Source organism: Microbacterium sp. zg-YB36 (genome assembly GCF_024623575.2).
Classification (GTDB): domain Bacteria; phylum Actinomycetota; class Actinomycetes; order Actinomycetales; family Microbacteriaceae; genus Microbacterium.
Genome location: NZ_JANJFD020000009.1, coordinates 38,913 through 57,922 on the forward strand (window position 1 = coordinate 38,913; position 19,010 = coordinate 57,922).

The 19,010-nt window shown below is 71.2% G+C and carries 17 protein-coding genes; 10 read left to right on the plus strand and 7 right to left on the minus strand.

Annotation, left to right across the window (positions count from 1 at the left end):
- The first annotated feature begins 3 nt into the window (after positions 1 to 3).
- Genes NQ151_RS13245 through NQ151_RS13260 form a run of 4 tightly spaced genes read left to right on the plus strand, consistent with a single transcriptional unit; the run spans position 4 to position 3,500 of the window.
- Positions 4 to 963 (plus strand): ABC transporter permease, encoded by a 960-nt coding sequence (locus tag NQ151_RS13245; protein WP_257509345.1) that lies wholly within the window; start codon positions 4 to 6, stop codon positions 961 to 963.
- The gene (locus tag NQ151_RS13250; RefSeq protein ID WP_257528373.1) at positions 960 to 1,805 is read left to right on the plus strand and encodes an ABC transporter permease; all 846 of its coding nucleotides are present in this window, start codon (positions 960 to 962) and stop codon (positions 1,803 to 1,805) included. Before NQ151_RS13245 ends, NQ151_RS13250 begins: the two co-directional genes overlap by 4 nt.
- Positions 1,802 to 2,614, plus strand: a complete 813-nt coding sequence (locus NQ151_RS13255) for an ABC transporter ATP-binding protein (protein WP_257528374.1) — start codon at positions 1,802 to 1,804, stop codon at positions 2,612 to 2,614. The genes NQ151_RS13250 and NQ151_RS13255 overlap by 4 nt, the downstream gene beginning before the upstream one ends.
- Positions 2,607 to 3,500, plus strand: a complete 894-nt coding sequence (locus NQ151_RS13260; protein ID WP_257528375.1) for an ATP-binding cassette domain-containing protein — start codon at positions 2,607 to 2,609, stop codon at positions 3,498 to 3,500. The genes NQ151_RS13255 and NQ151_RS13260 overlap by 8 nt, the downstream gene beginning before the upstream one ends.
- 3 nt (positions 3,501 to 3,503) lie before the next feature.
- Here NQ151_RS13260 and NQ151_RS13265 read toward each other — a convergent pair whose 3' ends face one another.
- The 3 genes from NQ151_RS13265 to NQ151_RS13275 form a co-directional block, all read right to left on the minus strand.
- Entirely contained in the window at positions 3,504 to 4,901 is a 1,398-nt protein-coding gene (locus NQ151_RS13265) for an MFS transporter (RefSeq protein ID WP_257528376.1), read from the minus strand.
- Positions 4,902 to 4,962: 61 nt separating this feature from the next.
- Positions 4,963 to 6,639 carry a phospho-sugar mutase gene (locus NQ151_RS13270; protein ID WP_257509350.1) on the minus strand — a complete coding sequence of 559 codons (1,677 nt, stop codon included), beginning with the start codon at positions 6,637 to 6,639 and terminating at the stop codon, positions 4,963 to 4,965.
- Positions 6,636 to 7,469: a purine-nucleoside phosphorylase gene (locus tag NQ151_RS13275; protein ID WP_257528377.1), complete on the minus strand. Its 834-nt coding sequence runs from the start codon at positions 7,467 to 7,469 to the stop codon at positions 6,636 to 6,638. The genes NQ151_RS13270 and NQ151_RS13275 overlap by 4 nt, the downstream gene beginning before the upstream one ends.
- Before the next feature lie 80 nt (positions 7,470 to 7,549).
- Here NQ151_RS13275 and NQ151_RS13280 point away from each other — a divergent pair, with 80 nt between their 5' ends.
- Entirely contained in the window at positions 7,550 to 9,001 is a 1,452-nt protein-coding gene (locus tag NQ151_RS13280; protein ID WP_257528378.1) for an NAD(P)H-quinone dehydrogenase, read from the plus strand.
- A gap of 181 nt (positions 9,002 to 9,182) precedes the next feature.
- Here the strand turns inward: NQ151_RS13280 and NQ151_RS13285 are convergent, their stop codons facing one another.
- Both NQ151_RS13285 and NQ151_RS13290 read right to left on the minus strand, forming a co-directional pair.
- Complete coding sequence (locus NQ151_RS13285) at positions 9,183 to 10,946, minus strand: acetyl/propionyl/methylcrotonyl-CoA carboxylase subunit alpha (RefSeq protein ID WP_257528379.1); 1,764 nt, start codon at positions 10,944 to 10,946, stop codon at positions 9,183 to 9,185.
- 78 nt (positions 10,947 to 11,024) lie between these two features.
- On the minus strand, positions 11,025 to 11,666 hold the full coding sequence (locus NQ151_RS13290) for a Maf family protein (protein WP_257528380.1): 642 nt from the start codon (positions 11,664 to 11,666) through the stop codon (positions 11,025 to 11,027).
- A 47-nt stretch (positions 11,667 to 11,713) separates the two neighbouring features.
- Here NQ151_RS13290 and NQ151_RS13295 point away from each other — a divergent pair, with 47 nt between their 5' ends.
- Genes NQ151_RS13295 through NQ151_RS13310 form a run of 4 tightly spaced genes read left to right on the plus strand, consistent with a single transcriptional unit; the run spans position 11,714 to position 16,064 of the window.
- Positions 11,714 to 13,075 carry a class I SAM-dependent RNA methyltransferase gene (locus NQ151_RS13295; RefSeq protein WP_257528381.1) on the plus strand — a complete coding sequence of 454 codons (1,362 nt, stop codon included), beginning with the start codon at positions 11,714 to 11,716 and terminating at the stop codon, positions 13,073 to 13,075.
- Positions 13,076 to 13,085: 10 nt separating this feature from the next.
- On the plus strand, positions 13,086 to 13,751 hold the full coding sequence (locus NQ151_RS13300; protein WP_257509356.1) for a response regulator transcription factor: 666 nt from the start codon (positions 13,086 to 13,088) through the stop codon (positions 13,749 to 13,751).
- Positions 13,741 to 14,991 carry an ATP-binding protein gene (locus NQ151_RS13305; RefSeq protein ID WP_257509357.1) on the plus strand — a complete coding sequence of 417 codons (1,251 nt, stop codon included), beginning with the start codon at positions 13,741 to 13,743 and terminating at the stop codon, positions 14,989 to 14,991. Before NQ151_RS13300 ends, NQ151_RS13305 begins: the two co-directional genes overlap by 11 nt.
- Positions 14,988 to 16,064 carry a hypothetical protein gene (locus NQ151_RS13310; protein ID WP_257528382.1) on the plus strand — a complete coding sequence of 359 codons (1,077 nt, stop codon included), beginning with the start codon at positions 14,988 to 14,990 and terminating at the stop codon, positions 16,062 to 16,064. The genes NQ151_RS13305 and NQ151_RS13310 overlap by 4 nt, the downstream gene beginning before the upstream one ends.
- 204 nt (positions 16,065 to 16,268) lie before the next feature.
- Here NQ151_RS13310 and NQ151_RS13315 read toward each other — a convergent pair whose 3' ends face one another.
- Both NQ151_RS13315 and NQ151_RS13320 read right to left on the minus strand, forming a co-directional pair.
- Positions 16,269 to 16,499 (minus strand): acyl-CoA carboxylase epsilon subunit, encoded by a 231-nt coding sequence (locus NQ151_RS13315; protein ID WP_257528383.1) that lies wholly within the window; start codon positions 16,497 to 16,499, stop codon positions 16,269 to 16,271.
- Positions 16,496 to 18,085, minus strand: coding sequence for an acyl-CoA carboxylase subunit beta (locus tag NQ151_RS13320; RefSeq protein WP_257509360.1), 1,590 nt, complete (start codon positions 18,083 to 18,085; stop codon positions 16,496 to 16,498). The genes NQ151_RS13315 and NQ151_RS13320 overlap by 4 nt, the downstream gene beginning before the upstream one ends.
- Before the next feature lie 99 nt (positions 18,086 to 18,184).
- Here NQ151_RS13320 and NQ151_RS13325 point away from each other — a divergent pair, with 99 nt between their 5' ends.
- Positions 18,185 to 18,979: a biotin--[acetyl-CoA-carboxylase] ligase gene (locus tag NQ151_RS13325; RefSeq protein WP_257528384.1), complete on the plus strand. Its 795-nt coding sequence runs from the start codon at positions 18,185 to 18,187 to the stop codon at positions 18,977 to 18,979.
- The last annotated feature ends 31 nt before the right edge of the window (positions 18,980 to 19,010 follow it).

Below are 19,010 nucleotides of genomic sequence, written 5' to 3' on the forward strand. Positions count from 1 at the left end.
CGGATGCTGGCCTACGTCGGGCGTCGACTGGCGCAGGTCGTGCCGATGCTGCTCCTGCTGTCGTTCGTCGTGTTCGCACTGCTGCACCTGGCCCCCTACGACGTCGTCGACGCGGTGACCACGCCGCAGATGTCGGCGGAGACGGTCGCGCTGATCCGCGAGCGGTACGGCCTGGACCAGCCCTTCCTCGTGCAGTACGGGCTGTGGCTGTCCAACGTGCTGCAGGGGGACCTCGGCTACTCGCTGGTGAGCCGTCACGCGATCGCCGACGACCTCGCCGCGCGCATCCCCGCCACGGTCCTGCTGGTGGCACCGGCCTACATCGCCGCGCTCCTCCTGGCGATGGTGCTGGGTCTGGTGGCGGCCGCCCGGCGCGGCACCTGGACCGACCGCGCCATCGACGCGCTGTGCGGCATCGGCATCGCCACCCCCTCGTTCTGGTTCGCGCTGCTGGTGATCTACGTCTTCGGATATCACTTGCGCTGGTTCCCGATCATCGGCATGCATTCGGTGGGCAAGCAGGGCGACCCGGTCGACTTCCTACTGCACTTCGTCATGCCGTTCCTGGTGCTCACGGTCGCATTCTTCCCTGACATCGCCCGTTACGTGCGCTCGGCGGCCATCTCGCAACTGGATCAGGACTACGTCCTCGTGCAGCGCGCCTTCGGCGCCACCCGCGGCGAGGTCTTCGCCCGCCACGTCAGCCGCAACGTGCTGCTGCCGATCATCACGCAGCTGGGGCTGGCCCTGCCGCTGCTGGTCACCGGCGCCATCGTCACGGAATCCATCTTCGGGTGGCCGGGCGTCGGGCCGTACTTCCTCACCGCCACCCGCAGCCTCGATTACCCCGTCATCCTCGCGGTGCTGCTGCTGTCGGCGACCCTCGTCATCATCGGCAACCTCATCGCCGACATCCTCTACGTCCTCGCCGACCCCCGCATCCGGATCGGAGCCGCCCGATGACCGCCCTCGAGGTCGCGATCACGCAGGCCCGGCGCCGCAGCTTCGCCTCCGTCACCACCTGGCTGGCCGTCGCCTTCCTCGCGGCGGCGGCCCTCATCGCGGTGCTCACCCCGCTGCTCCCGCTGGATCCGACGACGACCGACCTGGCCGCACGGTGGCAGCCGCCTGGGCCGGCGCATCTGCTGGGAACGGACGAACTGGGACGCGACTACCTGGCGCGCGTGGTCTACGGTGGGCGCGTCTCGCTCACCGTCGGCGTCCTCGCGATGGTCGCCGCCACCATCATCGGCGTGGTCGTCGGAGTGCTGTCCGGCTACGTCGGCGGACGGCTCGACGACGCGCTCATGCGTTTCGTCGACTTCCTCTCGTCCATCCCCTGGATGGTGCTGGTGATCGTCGCGAGCGTCTTCCTCAAACCGGGGCTGTGGACGATCATCATCGTGATCGGTGCCTTCTCCTGGATGGCCACCGCGCGCCTGGTCCGCGCCGAGACGCTGTCGCTGCGGGAGCGGGTGTACGTCGGCTACGCGGGCTATATCGGGGAGCGGATGCCGCGCATCATCGCGCGCCACATCCTGCCGGACGCGGCGCCCACCATCATCGTCGCGGCCACCGCGAGCATCTCGGTGGCGATCCTCACCGAGTCGTCGCTGAGCTTTCTGGGGCTGGGCATCCAGCCGCCGATGGCCTCGTGGGGGAGCCTGCTGGAAACTGCGCAGGGGAGCCTGCAGACCGCACCCCACCTCGCCCTCATCCCGGGGCTGCTCATCACCGCGACGGTGCTGTCGTTCAACGCCCTCGGCAATGCCCTGCGCGAGCTGGTCGTGGAGCGGGCGTCATGACCCCGCCGCCGCTGCTGAGTATCCGCGGTCTCACCGTCGACATCGGGAGCCCAGGCGCCAAGACCGCCCCGGTGCGCGTGCTGCACGACATCGACCTCGACGTGCCCCGCGGCGGGATCGTGGGGATCGTGGGGGAATCAGGCTCGGGCAAGACGATGCTGCTGCGCGCCCTCATGGACATCCTCCCGGAGCGCACCAGCCGCACCTGGTCGATCTCCTTCGACGGCCGCGACGTCACGGCGGGGTTCGGCAGGCCGCGCCTGCCGGTGGCGATGGTCTTCCAAGACCCGATGACCTCGTTCGACCCGCTCACCCGCATCGGCGCACACCTGGTCGAGGTGGCCCGCCGCTCCCAGGGCGTCGGCCGCCGTGAGGGTCGTGCGCGCGCGCTGGACGCGCTCGCCGCGGTGCGACTGCCCCGCCCGGAGCGCGTGTTCGATCAGTATCCGCACGAACTTTCCGGCGGCATGCGGCAGCGCGCGATGGTGGCGATGGCGCTGCTGGCGGACCCGCAGCTGCTCGTCGCCGACGAGCCGACGACGGCACTGGATGCCACCATCCAGATCGAACTGCTGGCGCTGCTGCGCCGGCTGCAGGCCGAGCGCGACCTCACCGTGCTGATCGTCACGCACGACCTGGGGGTCGTGGCGGCGCTGTGCGACGACGTCGTGGTGATGAAGGACGGCCGGATCGTGGAGCGCGCCCCCGCCGTCGACCTGTTCGCCCGTCCCGGCCACGCCTATACGCGGGCGCTGCTGGCCGATGCGCCCGGCGGCCGGGTGTCGAGGGACGAGGTGGCGGATGCCTGACGTGCTCCTGCGCGCCGAAGCGCTCACGAAGACCTTCCAGGTGCGCAACGCCTGGGGCAGGCGCCTGGCCGACGTGCGCGCCCTGGACGGCGTCGATCTGGAGATCCGTCGCGGCGAGACCCTCGCTGTGGTGGGCGAATCCGGCAGCGGCAAGTCGACGCTCGGCCGCTGCCTGCTGCAGATGCAGCAGCCCTCCAGCGGCACGATCCGCTACGAGGACACCGACCTGACCGCCCTCTCCCGCCGGCAGCGGCTGCCGTTCCACCGCTTCATGCAGGTGGTCTTCCAGGATCCCTTCACATCGCTCAATCCGCACCGCACCGCGCTGCAGAACGTCGCGGAGCCGATCCGCGTGCTCACCCCCGACCGCGATGCGGACGCGGCGGCACGCGAGGCGCTCGAGGAGGTCGGCATCACCGGCGACGACGTGCACAAGCGTCCCCGCGCCTTCAGCGGCGGGCAGCGGCAGCGCATCGGGATCGCCCGGGCCATCGGCGTGCGGCCGAAATTCATCGTGTGCGACGAACCCGTCTCCGCTCTGGATGTGTCCATCCAGGCGCAGGTGACGGCACTGCTCGCGCGTCTGCAGCGCGATCACGACCTGACCTACCTGTTCATCTCGCACGACCTCGGCGTCGTGCGCGAGATCGCCACCCGTACCGCCGTCATGCGCGCCGGGCGGATCCTGGAGATCGGGCCGACGGCATCCGTCTTCGACTCTCCCCAACACCCCTACACCCGCACGCTGCTGGATGCCGCTCTCGTGGCCGATCCCGCCGTCGCCCGCCGCCGCCTCGCCCGGGTGGCTGCCGACGGCCACGAGGCCGATCCCGAGTCCGAGGGCGCCCTGGTCGAGCAGACGAGCGGGCACTTCGTCCGCCGCTGAGGCTCAGCCCTCCCGCAGCGCCTTCTCGTGCATCGCCGCGTCGGCTGCCGCCGCGGCGGCGGCAGGATCGCTCACGCGCGACGCCTCCCGCGCGGCGTGCACCGCGCGACGGCCGACGGGCAGCCACACCGCTGCTCCCACCACGACGAAGGTGAGGATGCCGGTGGCGATCAGCAGCACCTCGATCGCGATGATGTCGGCCAGCGGCCCGAGCACCGCCATGCCCAGCGGCATCGCCACGGCCATGACGATCCCCACGAACCCGAACACGCGTCCCTGACGCTCCGGCTCGACCGTCTCCTGCAGCAGGGTGAACGCCGGCGTGGAGAAGAACGGCACGGCGAGCCCGACCAGGAACATGAAACCGAAGAAGATCCAGACGGTGGGGGACAGGCCCATGCCCAGCGTCAGCAGGCCGAAGACCAGCGACGAGGCGATGATCATGCCGATGCGGCTGCGCCGCGCGAACAACGACGCCACCACGATGCCGCCCAGCATCATCCCCACGCTGAAGGCGACCTCCAGCACCGCGAGGTTGACGATGTTCTGCTGCTCACCGGCGTCGAACGAGCGCACCAGCATGAGCGGGGTGAGGTTGGAGGGGGCGACGGTCAGCAGGAACACGATCGCGAACAGTGCCAGCAGCCAGCGCAGGAATGCGTGGCCGGTCACATAGCGCACCCCCTCGACGAGGTCGGCGAAGTAGCCCGTCGTCGTGTCGGTGCGCTGCACCGTCGTGACCGGAACGAGCGCGAGCAGCGCGATGCCGATCACCGCGGTGACCACGTCGATGAAGAAGATCGGGATGAGCGCCGCCGCCGACCCGCCCCAGACCGTCGCCGCCCATGCGAACAGCGCGCCGGCGGCCGCCGGGGCCAGCAGCGCCATGGCGGACTGGATCGAGCCGTTGATGCCGTTGACGCGCATCAGGTTGCGCATCGGGGTGATCTGCGGGATCAGCGCCGACACCGCCGGGGTCTGGATGCCGGCACCGGCGGAGCGGATCGCGAGGGTCAGGAAGATGAGCCACACCCCGTCATACCCGGTCATCATGACCAGCGCGAGGGTCAGGGTCGTGAGGGCGATGCCGGCATCCGCGGCGATGATGAGGTACTTGCGGTTGTGGCGATCCGCCCACACCCCGCCGAAGATCGACACGATCGCCTGCGGGAGAAAGCCGAACACCGCGGCGAGGGCCATGATGTCGCCGCGCTGGTAGGTCAGCGTCAGGTACCAGAACACCGTGTACTGCACGAGCATCGACCCGAACAGGCTCGCCGTCTGTCCGCTGAGGAACAGGATCACGTGGCGCAGCCAGTGCGGCGGATCGGATGCCGCGGCCGTCACCGCGGCATCCGTCTCGGCCGTCGTCTCGGCCGTCGTTTCGTCGTCGTCGCGCATCGTCCTACCCTCTGATCACCGCATTCGTCGCGGCCCGGAGATTAGCACGCCCCTCGGACGCTCAGGGTGCCGCGACGAGCTCCCGCGCCCCGGCCTCGAGCGCGGTCAGCCGCGCGCGCGCGTCGGCGGCGGACTCGCCCCGCACGTCGAGGTACGCCTTGAGCTTGGGTTCGGTGCCGCTCGGGCGCACGATCACACGCGAGCCGTCGACCAGCCACAGGCGCAGCACGTCGGCGGGCGGCAGGTCGTCGATGCCGCCCTGCAGGTCGTCGATGCGCTCCACCGCGACAGCGCCGACCGTGAGCGGCGGTTCCGCGCGCAGCCGCGCCATGATGCGGCCGATGACGGCGACATCCTGCACCCGCAGCGACACCTGCGCGCTGGTGAAGAAGCCGAACTCCGCCTGGAACTCGGTCAGCAGCTGCGCGGCCGTCGCCCCGCGCCGCCGGGCCTCGGCGACGAGGCCGAGCATGGCCACGGCCGCCGAGATGCCGTCCTTGTCGCGGACCGTCTCGGGATTGACGAGGTAGCCCAGCGCCTCCTCGAACCCGTAGACGATGCCGGGGGCGCGGGAGATCCACTTGAAACCGGTCAGGGTGGCGTGCGAGCTCAGCCCGTACCGCTCGGCGACCACCGCGAGCCCCGGTGACGAGACCAGCGAGCAGGCGAGCGACGCCTCCCGGCCGGCGCGGGCGTCCGCCGCCAGCCGTGCCGCGCGCCAGCCGAGCAGCAGGCCGACCTCGTTGCCGGTCAGCGCGCGCCAGCCGCCGGCGACGTCGGCGTCGGGCACGGCGACGGCCAGGCGGTCGGCGTCCGGGTCGTTGGCGAGGATGAACTCCGCACCGACCTCGCGCGCGGTCTGGAACGCCAGGTCCATCGCACCGGGCTCTTCCGGGTTGGGGAAGGCGACCGTGGGGAAGGTGCCATCGGGCTCGATCTGCGCCGTCACCACGGCGGGGGCGGGGTAGCCCGCGCGCTGCAGGATGCGCGAGAGCGTCTCCCAACCCACGCCGTGCATCGCGGTGTACACCCAGGTCATGTCCGGGGTGCCGTCCGGGGCGGGCGAGACGGCGGCCGTCGCGGCGATGTACGCCTCGACGACAGCCTCCGAGGCGGTCTCGTAGCCCGGCGACCGGGGCAGGGAGCCGAGGTCACCGGCATCGGCCACCCGCTGGATGTGCGCGGCGATCTCGGCATCCGCCGGTGGCACGATCTGCGCGCCGTCGTCGGCGCCGCCGAGATACACCTTGTAGCCGTTGTCATCGGGCGGGTTGTGGCTGGCGGTGACCATGACCCCGGCATCCGCGCCGAGATGGCGCACCGCGAAGGCCAGCACCGGGGTGGGCAGCAGCCGCGGCAGCAGGATGGCGCGCAGCCCGGCACCGGCGAACACCTCGGCGCTGTCGCGGGCGAACACGTCGGAGTTGCGCCTGCCGTCGTAGCCGATCACGACGGTGGGCGGACCGTCGGGGCCGGGCTTTTCCAGCAGGTAGGCGGCAAGGCCGGCGGCGGCCTGCATGACCAGCATCCGGTTCATGCGGTTGCTGCCGGCGCCCAGGCGCCCGCGCAGCCCGGCGGTGCCGAAAGCGAGCCGGGTGGCGAAGCGGTCGGTGAGGTCGGCGGCTGCCGCGGCGTCGCCGGCGTCGGCGGCGGCGAGCAGCTGCTCGAGCTCGGCGCGGGTGACCGGGTCGGGGTCCTGGGCGAGCCAGGTGCGGGCGGCCGCGGTCGCGTCGATCACAGCGACCCGATCACACGGGCCAGCAGCGACGAGATGACCGGCTCGGCGGTCTTCCCCGCCTCGAGAACCTCGGTGTGGCTGAGCGGGGTGGTCTGGATGCCGGCGGCCATGTTGGTGATGAGTGAGAAGCCGAGGATCTCCATGCCCGCCTGGCGGGCGGCGATGGCCTCGAGCGCGGTGGACATGCCGACGATGTCGCCGCCGATGGTGGCGGCCATGCGCACCTCGGCGGGGGTCTCGTACTGCGGGCCGCGGAACTGGCAGTACACGCCCTCGTCCAGCGACGGGTCGATCTGCCGGGCGAGGCCGCGCAGCCGCTCGGAGTACAGGTCGGTCAGGTCGATGAACGTGGCGCCTTCGAGCGGCGACGCACCGGTGAGGTTGATGTGGTCGCTGATGAGCACCGGCTGACCGGGCTTCCAGGTGGGGCGGATGCCGCCGGCGCCGTTGGTCAGCACCATGATGCGGGCGCCGGTCGCGGCGGCGGTGCGCACGCTGTGCACCACGCGGCGCACGCCGTGGCCCTCGTAGAAGTGCGTGCGGGCGCCGATGACCAGCACGTTCTTGCCCTGCTCGGTGCGGACGCTGCGCAGCGTCCCGACGTGTCCCTCCAGGGCGGGCTTACTGAACCCGGTCACTTCCGTCGCCGGGAACACGGCGGTGGTCTCGCCGATCAGCTCCGCGGCCTTGCCCCAGCCGCTGCCGAGGGTGAGGGCGATGTCGTGACGCGGCACTCCCGTGATGCGGGCGATGTCGGCGGCGGCTTCGGCGGCCACGCCGAACGGGTCGGCAGCGGGGTCGTCGAGGGGATGGGAGGTCGTGTGGGACATGTCCCTACTTTAGGAACTCGGATGCCTCCCGGCCAGCAACGCGGCACCGACTCCCGAGCGCGCCCTGAGAGAATGGGGGAATGTCCTTGAGTTTCGAGCGCACTCAGTCCGTTGCCATCCTCGGCGGAGGCCCCGGCGGCTATGAAGCAGCGCTCGCCGGAGTGCAGCTCGGCGCCGAAGTCACCCTCATCGAACGCGCCGGCGTGGGCGGGGCAGCGGTGATGACCGACGTCGTGCCGTCCAAGAGCCTCATCGCGACGGCCGACGCCGCCGTCGCCATCTCGCAGGCCGGTGACCTGGGCGTGCAGCTGTTCGCCCGGGGCGGCGACGGCAAGCCGCTCAAGCCCGAGATCGCCATCAACCTCGCCGCCGTGAACAAGCGGCTGCTCGCCCTTGCCCGGCAGCAGTCCGATGACATGCGGGCGACGCTGGTGGAAGCCGGAGTGCGCATCGTCTCCGGCCATGGACGCCTGGAGGGCCACCACGCCGTCATCGTGTCCACCGGACCCGACGGCACGGACTTCGACCGCATCGAGGCGGACACCCTCGTGGTCTCCGTCGGTGCGTCGCCGCGGGAGCTGCCCAGCGCCAAGCCCGACGGCAAGCGCATCCTCACCTGGACGCAGCTGTACGACATGCCCTCCCTCCCCGAGCACCTCATCGTGGTCGGGTCTGGGGTCACCGGTGCGGAGTTCGCCGGGGCCTACATGAACCTCGGCGCGAAGGTGACCCTCGTCTCCAGCCGTGACCACGTGCTGCCCGGTGAGGACCCGGATGCCGCGGCGGTGCTGGAGCGGGTGTTCAAACGAGGCGGCATGCAGGTGCTGAACAAGGCCCGCGCGCAGAAGGTGGAGCGCTCCGGCGACGGCGTCGTGGTCACCCTCGCCGACGGTCGCACGGTGGAAGGCAGCCACTGCCTCATGGCGGTCGGCTCGGTCCCCAACACCTCCGGCGTGGGCCTGGAGGAGGCGGGGGTTCAGCTGACGGACTCCGGTCACATCCGCGTGAACCGCGTCGCCCGCACGTCGGTGCCCAACATCTACGCCGCCGGCGACTGCACGAGCTTCATGCCGCTGGCCTCGGTCGCCTCGATGCAGGGACGCATGGCGGTGTTCCACGCTCTCGGTGACGTCGTGATCCCGCTGGAGCGCCGCCGCATCACGGCGAACATCTTCACCGCCCCCGAGATCGCGACCGTCGGCTGGCAGCAGGCCGACATCGAGGCCGGGCGTATCAACGGCGTCGTGCACACGCTGCCGCTGGCGGCGAACCCGCGCGCGAAGATGATGGGCGTGCGCGACGGGTTCGTCAAGCTCATCGCGCGTCAGGGCAGCGGCGAAGTGCTCGGCGGCGTCATCGTGGCCCCGCGCGCCTCGGAGCTGATCTACCCCATCGCGATCGCCGCCGAGCGGCGGCTGACCGTCGACCAGGTCTCGCGCGTCTTCGCGGTGTACCCGTCACTGTCGGGCTCGATCACCGATGCCGCCCGCGCGATGCACATCGTCGACCGCACGACCGACGTCGAGGCGTAGTCCGCCGGGCGCGTTCGGTCGTCGCATCCGTCCCCGCGGGGGCGCGTTGCGGGGCCGTTCGTGACGACCGAGCGCGGCGCGGCATCCTTCGGTCGACGCATCCGTCCCGGCGGGGGCGCGTTGCGGGGCCGTTCGCGACGACCGAGCGCGTGGTCCGGATGCCGCGGGGCGAGGGCCCGGGTCAGGTGATGGTCAGCAGCAGGTGACCGGCCGAGACGGTGTTGCCCGGCTGAGCGTCGATGCCGCCGATGACGCCGTCCTTGTGCGCCTGGATGGGCTGCTCCATCTTCATCGCCTCGAGCACGACCACGAGGTCGCCCTTGACGACCTGCTGGCCGTCGATCACGGCGACCTTCACGATCGTCGCCTGCATCGGCGAGGTCACCGCGTCACCCGATGCGCCGGCCATGACCGTCGGCGCGTGCGTGCGGCGCGACGGCGGCACGGCCACCGGCCGGCCCACCTTCGTCGCCGCGACGATACGGTCGGGCAGGCTCACTTCCAGGCGCCGCCCGGCCACCTCCACCACGACGGTGTGGCGGCTCTCGTCGGGCTCGGGGACGTGTGCTTCGCCGTCCCACGGCGGGATGTCGTTGTCGAACTCGGTCTCGATCCACCGCGTGTGCACGCCGAACCGGCCGTCCTCGGCGGTGAAGGCGGGGTCCCGCACGACGCGACGGTGAAACGGCAGCACGGTGGGCATGCCGGCGACCTCGAACTCGTCCAGCGCCCGGCGTGCCCGCTCCAGCGCCTCGGCGCGGTCGCGGCCGGTGACGATGATCTTGCCCAGCAGCGAGTCGAACGCGCCCGAGACGGCGTCGCCGGCGGTGACGCCGGAGTCGAGCCGGATGCCGGGTCCGCCGAACGTCTTGAACACGTGGATGCGTCCCGGCTGGGGGAGGAACCCGCGACCGGGATCCTCGCCGTTGATGCGGAACTCGATCGAGTGGCCGACCGGCTGCGGGTCCACGTCGTCGAGCAGGCCGCCCTCGGCGAGGCGGAACTGCTCGCGTACCAGGTCGATACCGGTGACTTCCTCCGACACCGGGTGCTCGACCTGCAGGCGGGTGTTGACCTCGAGGAAGGAGATGGTCCCGTCCGCGCCGATGAGGAACTCGCACGTCCCCGCCCCGACGTAGCCGACGTCCTTGAGGATCGCCTTGGACGAGGTGTACAGCACCTCGTTCTGCTCCGGGGTGAGGAAAGGCGCCGGCGCCTCCTCGACGAGTTTCTGGTGACGGCGCTGCAGCGAGCAGTCACGGGTGGATACGACGATCACGGTGCCGGCGGCATCGGCCAGGCACTGCGTCTCGACGTGACGCGGCTTGTCGAGGTACTTCTCCACGAAGCACTCGCCCCGGCCGAACGCCGTGATCGCCTCGCGGGTGGCCGATTCGAACTGTTCGGCGATCTCGTCGTACTCCCGGGCGACCTTCAGGCCCCGGCCGCCGCCGCCGTACGCGGCCTTGATGGCGATGGGCAGCCCGTGCTCCTGGGCGAACGCGATGACCTCGTCGGCGCTGGAGACCGGGCCGGGGGTGCCGGGGGCCAGTGGCGCGCCCACCTTGTCCGCGACGTGGCGCGCGGTGACCTTGTCGCCCAGCGCCTCGATGGCCTCGGGCGACGGCCCGATCCAGACCAGCCCCGCGGCGATCACGGCGCGGGCGAACTCGGCGTTCTCGGCGAGGAAGCCGTAGCCGGGGTGCACCGCGTCGGCGCCGCTGCGACGGGCGACGGAGAGGATCTTGTCGATCGAGAGGTAGGTCTCGGCGCTGGTGGTGCCTTCCAGCGCGTAGGCCTCGTCGGCGAGGCGGGCGTGGAGGCAGTCGCGGTCCTGGTCGGCGTACACGGCCACCGACGCTTTGCCGCTGTCGCGCGCCGCGCGGATGATGCGAACGGCGATCTCGCCGCGGTTTGCGATGAGAACCTTGGCGATTGCGGGCATGGGTGTCAGCCTATCGAGGCTGCGAGCGGCTTCTTTGGATCTCCCGCACAAGAAACTCCGGCGATCGTCTGTAGATGTCTACGAGCGGTTCCACAGCGAGGGCCAGCTGACGCCCAGCTCCCGCGCCAGACGGCGCACCGTCGGCAGCGACATTCCGACCACCGTGGACGGATCCCCGTGGACGCTGTCGATGAACGGGCCGCCGAGGCTGTCGATGGTGAACGCCCCCGCCACGTGCAGCGGTTCGCCGGTGGCGACGTACGCGGCGATCTCGTCGTCGGTGATGTCGGCGGCGAAGGTCACGGCGGCCTCCGCCACCGCGTGAGCCTCGCGCGGCGGCTCTCCCTGCTCCACCCGCACGACGCTGTGGCCGGAGTGCAGGATGCCGGTGCGCCCCCGCATCGACTGCCACCGGGCCGTGGCAGCCTCGGGGGTGTAGGGCTTCCCGAGAATCTCACCGTCGATCTCGAACATCGAGTCGCCCCCGATCACGAGGCCGTCGAATCCGACCGAGGCGACCCGCTCGGCGATGTCGGCGGCCTTGCGGCGCGCCAGCAGCAGCACGTGCTCCGCGGCATCCAGTGTGCGCGCCTCAGCCTGCTGCACGGCGGCGATGACGGCGTCCTCATCGACGTCGGGGGAGGCCGTCTCCGGCTCGATGCCGGCTTGCCGCAGCAGCATCAGACGGGCGGGGGAGGTGGATGCCAGGCACACGCGCATCGCCTAAGCGTAAGGGTGCGCACAGCCGGGTGTGCGAGCATCAAAGGATGGCTATACCCTTGGGCTCTTCAGACGCCCTCATCGATCTCGACGTCACCGATGTCGCCCACGGCGGCGTGTTCGTCGGCCGTCACGAGGGGCGCGTCGTCTTCGTCCCCGACGCTTTGCCCGGAGAGCGGGTGCGCGTGCGGCTGACCGACGTCGGCAAGGCCTCGTTCTGGCGCGGTGAAGTCCTCGAGGTCCTCGACGCATCGCCGCACCGGCGCCGGCACGTCTGGCGGCAGGCTGATGTCGACGTCGCCCCCGAGCAGCGCCCCGGCGGCGCCGACTTCGGTCACATCGAGCTCTCCCACCAGCGCGCCCTCAAGCTGCACGTCCTCACCGACGCCCTGCAGCGGTTCGGCGGCATCACGATGCCGGTGACGGTCGCACCGGTGGGCGCTGACGGCGTGGACCGCTCCGCCGCGCCGACCGATGACGACGGCACCGGGTGGCGCACCCGGCTGAGCCTGCACGTGGATGCCGAGGGACGCGTCGGCCCGTATGCCGCCCGCAGTCACCGCGTCGTCACAGTGGAGGATCACCCCCTCGCCGCACCAGACATCGAGCGGGTGGCCCTCGAGCTGCCCAGCGGCGAGCCGGGCAGGATCGACCTCGTGCTCCCGGCCGACGGCCGCGTGCGGATCCTGCCGCGTCCGGAGCACCACCACCGTGCCGGCGGACGTCGCCTGCGCGGTGGCAGCGCCGCGAAGCACCCCGCGGCGAAGAACTCCAACCCGATGCGCGAGGTCGTCACCGAGCGGGTCGGGGAGCGGGAGTTCCGCGTCGACGCCGGCGGGTTCTGGCAGGTGCACCGGTTCGCCGCGAACGCGCTGACCCAGCTGGTCACCGAGCACCTCGGTCAGGCGTATCCCGATGGCCTGGACCCCGAGGCGCTGCACCTGGACCTGTACGGCGGCGTCGGTCTGTTCGCCGCCGCGCTGGGCGACATCGGCGGGCCTCGCACCCGCGTGATCAGCGTCGAGTCCGACTCGCGCGCCACTGAGCACGCCGGCGAGAACCTCGCCGAGTGGGCCGGTGCCCGCGCCGAGACCGGTCGCGTGGACCGCTGGCTCGCGCACTGGGGCAAGGACGCATCGGCCAAGGACCTGGCCCGCCTGGCACAGGGCGCGGTCGTCCTCGATCCGCCCCGCTCGGGAGCAGGCGGCGAGGTCGTCTCGGCCATCGCCGCACTCGCGCCGCAGACGATCGTCTACGTCGCCTGCGACCCGGTCGCGCTCGCCCGGGACCTGGCGACCTTCCGGGAAGCCGGCTACACGGCATCCCGCATCGACGGTCTGGACCTGTTCCCCCACTCGCACCACGTCGAGGCGGTCGCCACGCTCAACCGTGATCAGCCGCAGCGATAGCATGACCACCATGATCCGGGTGGCACTCATCGACGACCACGAGTCCGTGCGACTCGGGCTGGAAGCGGCGTGCCTACGCACCGAGACCAAGGACGTCGTCTTCTCCGGAAGCACCGTCACGGAGTACCTGGACTGGCGGATGTACAGCCGCGGCGCACCGGCCGACGTGGTCGTGCTGGATCTGACCCTCGGTGACGGGACCACGGTGACCGAGAATGTCTCGCGCCTGGTCAGCGACGGCTCCAGCGTGATCATCCACAGCGTCGCGGACCGGCCGGCGATCGTGCGCGAAGCGCTGTCGGCGGGGGCGGCAGGCGTGATCAGCAAAGCCAGCCGCATCGATGAGGTCGTCGACGCGATCCACACGGTCGCCAGCGGCCATCCGCTGGACAACGTCGAATGGGCAAGCGCGGTGGAAGGCGACCGCGCCTTCGCCGACGCGCAGCTGTCGGCGCGGGAACGCGATGTGCTGCGGCTGTACGCCGCGGGCCTGCCGTTGAAGGTCGTCGCCGACCGCCTCGGCGTGGCGTACTCGACGGCCAAGGAGAACATCACCCGGGTGCGCTACAAGTACGTCGAGGTGGGTCGTCCCGCCCCGACGAAGGTGGATCTCGCGCGCCGCGCGATGGAAGACGGACTGCTCACGAGACCCACCGAGACTCCCGGTGCCCACTGAGACCAGTCGCCGTGTGCTCGCCGAGGCGCACGGCACGTTCGGGCATACGGCGGACACCGCAGCCGGGATGGCCACCTTCACGCGCGCCCGCGTCGCCCGCTTCACCACCCTCGCGGTCGGGGCCGGCTGCATCATGCTCGGCGCCCACGCGCTGCTGACGGCCCTCGCGTCGACCGAGGAGCAGCCCGACTGGCACACCGCGCTGATGATCGTGGTGTTCGTTCCGCTGGCGGCCATGATCATCGCGTGTCTCATCGGGCGCGGCGTGCACCTGGCGGCGGGCGTGTTCGCCGTGGCGTACCCCCTCGCCCTCCTGGCGTGGCCGCTGGCCACCGCGGGCTCGCCGCCCTCCCCGGACAGCGGCCCGTGGATCTGGCTGCTGCTGAATGTGGCGACGGTGGCCGCTGTCCTGTCGTTCCCGCTGCCGCTGCAGGTGGCCTGGATCGTGCTGGTCCCCGTGCAGTACGGCGTGGTGCGGCTGGCTCAGGCCGGGTTCGCCGGGGAGTTCTGGGGCCCCGTCATCCTGGACGTCATCTACGCGATCATCCTCGGCGCGGTGCTGCTGACGCTGGACCGGGTGTACCGTGCCGTGGCGACCCGCGTCGACCAGGCCCGGGTCGAAGCCGTCGCGTCCTATGCCGCTGCCGCCGCCGCGGACGCCGCGGAGCGCGAACGCGTGGCCGTGGCCGCGCTCATGCACGACAGCGTGCTGGCCGCCCTGATCGCCGCCGAACGCGCTGACTCGCCGCGCGAACACGCCCTCGCCGTCGCGATGGCGCGGGAAGCCCTGACGCGACTGGCCAACGCCGAGCAGGACGTCGGGGAGGGCCCCGACGCCCCCGTGGGGATGCGCGAGCTCGTGGACGCCCTGGAACGGGGTTCGCGCGAAGTGGGCGTCGAATTGCACGTGGCTCGCTCGCTCGCCGACGAGAACCTCACCGTCCCCGGCCGCGTCGGACGCGCGCTGGTGCTGGCAGCGACCCAGGCGGTGGCCAACGCCGTCGAGCACGCCGCGGCGGCCGGCTTGGAAGTCACCCTCACCGACACCGCGCAGCCCGGTGGCATGGTCATCGTCGTGCACGACCACGGTCCCGGGTTCGACCTCGCCACCGTCCCCGACGACCGGCTGGGAATCCGCGCCTCCATCAACGCGCGGGTGGCGGCCGTGGGCGGCCAGGCACGTGTCGTCCCGACCGCGGACGGCACCAGCGTCACACTCGAGTGGAGCCCGTCGGCATGAGACTGAATCCACGCATCGTGCTGTCCTCGCTCGGGGTGGCGTTCACCGCCTACCTCGGGCTGGGGTGGCCCTGGTGGGAGGACGGCGTCTCGCAGCACTGGGCGACCACCGCCGGTGTCGTGGGGCTGTACCTGGCCACGTCGTGGCTGTGCATCTTCTGGGAGCCGCGCGCGGTCCCCGTCGCGGTTCCCGACGAAGGCGACGGCACCGGCGGTTCGTTCATGACCGGCGGTGCCAGCGGGCCGACCTTCCTGCCGGCATGGGCGGCCGCCCTGGCGCTGGCGACCGCGGTGATCGTGCCCACCGTGATGTGGGCGAGCGTGGATGCCGCAGCACGGCAGGAGCCCTACGCGACCTGGACCATCGGGGCCATCGGCGCGCTCATGGTGATCGTGGTGGTGCGCCGCAGGCCCATCTTCGCGTGCATCGGGATCGTGGCGCTCACCGTGCAGGGGGTGCTGTGGATCGGTCTGCTGCCCACGCTGTCGCTGGGGCTCGTCGGCTCGGTCATGTGGACGGCCATGGCGCAGCTGCTGATGTGGTCGACCGACCGCGCGTCCCGCGAAAGCGCGCAGCTGGCACGACTGCAGCGCGCGGCATCCGAATGGCTGGCTTCGCAGGCCGGACGTCAGCGCGAGCGGCGCATCCAGGTGCAGCGCGCTCTCGCGGTCGCCGGCCCGGTGCTGACCCGCACGATCGCCGCCGGCGGGGATCTGCCTCCCCACGAGCGTGAGATGGCCAGGCTGGCAGAAGGCCGGCTGCGCGACGAATTGCGAGGGCGCCGACTGCTCGACGACGACGTGCGCGCCGTCCTGGAGGCTGCCCGCCAGCGGGGCGCGAACGTGACCGTGCTCGACGAGGGCGGTCTGGACGGCGTCGGCGAGGCGGGGCTGCGCGTCGTGCGCGCGGAACTTGCGGACGTGCTGCGCAATGCGCGGTCCGAACGCATCTACATCCGCACCGCACCCCACGACACGATCGCCGTCACCGTCGTCGGGCGCAGTCGCACCGACGGCGAGGACACCGTGGATCTGTGGCAGGAGATCGCCCTGCCCGCCGCAGCCGAACGCTGAGAAGGTGGGCGAGGGGCGGCGAAGCCGCCCACCCCTCGCCGTGCGGAGTGGTTACCCGAAAACCTCTCCGCGGGTGGGTCGATTCCCGGGTTCGAAGAACGAAGCGGGTCGACCGACGCAGAATTGCGTTCAGCACACTCAGTATCCGCCGGCGCCGCCGCGGCTGTCTGTAGGTATTTTGGGGGACACGCCGGCGGGCAGTGGTCAGCGGTAGGAGTTTCCCCAGCCGGTTTCGCGATCCAGCGGCCGCCGCAGGCCGCGAGCGGCCAGCTCCCACCCGTGACGCACCGGCGCGTCCTCGACGACCGCAGCGGCCGCTTCACGTTCGTACGCCTCGGAGACGACGGCGACCACTGCAGCCAGCTCCAGGTCGCTGGGAGCGCCGCGCGACAGGTCGACGCGGATCCCCGCCGGTTCGATGGCCGGGGCGCTCATAGCGGGATGTTCCCGTGCTTCTTGGGCGGCAGGCTCGCACGTTTGCCGCGGAGCGACCGCAGCGCCTTCGCGATCGACACCCGGGTCTGGGCCGGCTCGATGATGCCGTCCAGCTCGCCGCGTTCGGCCGCGAGGAAGGGGGAGGCGACGTTGTAGGTGTATTCCGTGGCCAGGCGCGTGCGCACCGCGGCGACGTCTTCGCCTGCTTGCTCGGCACGCTTGATCTCGCCTCGGTAGAGGATGTTCACCGCGCCCTGACCGCCCATCACCGCGATCTCGGCGGTGGGCCAGGCCAGGTTCACGTCGGCGCCCAGCTGCTTGGAGCCCATCACGATGTATGCCCCGCCGTAGGCCTTGCGCAGGATCACGGTCACCAGCGGCACCGTCGCTTCGGCATACGCGTACAGCAGCTTCGCGCCGCGGCGGATGACGCCGGTCCACTCCTGATCGGTGCCGGGGAGGTACCCTGGCACGTCCACGAGGGTCACGATCGGGATCGAGAACGCGTCGCAGAACCGTACGAAGCGGCTCGCCTTCTCACCCGCCTCGATGTTCAGCGTCCCGGCCATCTGCGACGGCTGGTTGGCGATGATGCCGACGGTGCGCCCCTCCATCCGGCCGAAGCCGATGACGATGTTGGGGGCGAACAGCGGCTGCACCTCGAGGAAGTCGCCGCCGTCGACCAGGTGGGAGATGACCTGGTGGATGTCGTAGGGCTGGTTCGCGGAATCCGGGATGATCGTGTTCAGCGACCGGTCGGCATCCGTCGTCTCCCACTCGAACCCGTTCTCGTACACCGGGAGCTCGGCCATGTTGTTGTCGGGGAGGTAGCCGATGAGCGTCCGGGCGTAGTCGAGGGCGTCGTCCTCGTCTTCGGCGAGGTAGTGCGCCACGCCCGAGCGGGTGTTGTGGGTGTAGGCGCCGCCGAGCTCTTCCATTCCGACGTCTTCGCCGGTGACGGTCTTGATCACGTCGGGGCCGGTGACGAACATCTGGCTGGTCTTGTCGACCATGATGACGAAGTCGGTCAGGGCGGGGGAGTACACCGCACCACCGGCGGCCGGGCCCATGATGAGGGAGATCTGCGGGATGACTCCGGATGCCGCGGTGTTCAGGCGGAAGATCTCGCCGTACTTGCCCAGGGCCACGACGCCCTCCTGAATGCGCGCGCCGCCGGAATCGAGCATGCCGATGATGGGCATGCCGCCGCGGAGGGCGAACTGCATCACCTTGATGATCTTGTCGCCGGCCACCTCGCCCAGCGACCCGCCGAAGGTCGAGAAGTCCTGCGCGTACACCGCGACGGTGCGGCCGTGGATCGTGCCGGTGCCGGTGACGACGGAGTCGCCGTACGGCCGCGAGCGGTCCATGCCGAACGCCGTGGTGCGGTGGCGCACGTACTCATCGAGCTCGACGAAGGAGCCGGGGTCCACCAGCAGTTCGATGCGCTCCCGCGCGGTCAGCTTGCCCTTGGCGTGCTGCTTCTCGCGCGCGGCGGATTCCGCGTCGAGGACCGCCTCCTGGTAGCGATTGCGCAGGTCGGCGATTTTGCCGGCGGTCGTCGATAGGTCGGGTTGATCCGTCACTGTTCCACCCTAGCGACCACACCCCCGCGGGCCTTGGAGGGTGCGCACAAGGGGTTGCCTGATCCGCTGTGCGATCGGGCCTGCGCGTAGGGTGTCGCCATGACGCTCCCCACTGAAGGCTTCCCGCTGGCCGCGGCCGTCTCGCCGCGGTTGCAGATCGTCGAATCCACCGGCTCCACCAACGCCGACCTCGTCCGCGATGTCGAACGCGACCCCGCCGGGCACCCGCACCTGTCGGTGCTGCTCACCGACGACCAGCGCGCCGGGCGCGGCCGCCTGGACCGGTCCTGGACCACTCCGGCGGGCACCGCGCTGGCGGTGTCGGTGCTCGTGCGGGTGGCGGGGCTGCCGGCGCACGCCCGTGGCTGGATCCCCCTCATCGCCGGGGCGGCGATGACGCGCGCGGTGACCGGGGTGCTGCGCGGCCAGTCGCACGAGGTACGGCTGAAGTGGCCGAACGACGTGCTGCTGAACGGCGGCAAGGTGTGCGGCATCCTCGCCGAGGTGGTCCCCGGCGACCCGGCCGCGGTCGTCATCGGCGCCGGCGTGAACACCACGATGCAGCCGGTCGATCTGCCGGTGCCCACGGCGACGTCGTTCGCGGCGGTCGGGGTCACCGTCGACGTCGACGATCTGCTGGCGCGCTACCTGCGCGGACTCGACGAGCAGCTGCAGAAACTGCTGATCGCGGGCGGCGACGCTGCGGCATCCGGATTGCGTGCAGAGATCGAGCAGCTGTGCGAGACGATCGGCCACGACGTGTCGGTGGGCATGCCCGACGGTGGCGTGCTGGTGGGGAAAGCGGTGCGCCTGGACGGCGACGGACGCCTTGTGGTCGAGGTCGCAGGGGTGGAGACGGTGGTCTCGGCCGGGGACGTCGTGCACGTGCGCTGACCGGCGCTTCGGGCGCGCCGGAGCGCCGAGG